The following is a 468-nucleotide window of genomic DNA, read 5'->3' on the forward strand; positions in this document are numbered from 1 at the left end:
TATTATTTCGTCACTTTCAGCAGGCCGTCGCGGGTGAAGCGCTTGACCTTCGCTTCATCCAGTTCGATGCCCAGACCCGGGCCGTTCGGCACCGTCAGTTCGAAGTCGCTGTAGTCCAGCGGGGTAGTCAGAATTTCTTCGGTGATCAGCAAGGGGCCGAACAGTTCGGTGCCCCACTGCAGGTTCGCGAAGCTCGCGAACAGATGCGCCGATGCCACCGTGCTGAACGCGCCTTCGAGCATCGTGCCGCCGTACAGCTCGATACCCGCGGCATCCGCAATCGTGGCCACGCGTTGTGCGGCGAACAGCCCGCCGCTTTGTTCGATCTTGATGGCGAACACGTCGGCGCCCTCGTTCTTCGCGATCTCGAACGCGCTTTCCGGTCCTTGCAGGATTTCGTCGGCCATCAACGCCACCGGGAAACGGCGCATGAGGCGCGCGAGCGCCGCGGGTGAAGCGACCGGCTGT

The 468-nt window shown here is 62.8% G+C and carries 1 protein-coding gene; it reads right to left on the reverse strand.

Annotated elements, in window-relative coordinates; genetic code table 11:
* Positions 1-2 precede the first annotated feature (2 nt).
* Positions 3-468: enolase C-terminal domain-like protein (locus U5A52_RS43085; RefSeq protein ID WP_321940508.1), on the reverse strand; the 466-nt coding region annotated here is incomplete at its 5' end.

The sequence above is a fragment of the Paraburkholderia sp. J8-2 genome (assembly GCF_905220195.1).
Lineage (GTDB): Bacteria > Pseudomonadota > Gammaproteobacteria > Burkholderiales > Burkholderiaceae > Paraburkholderia.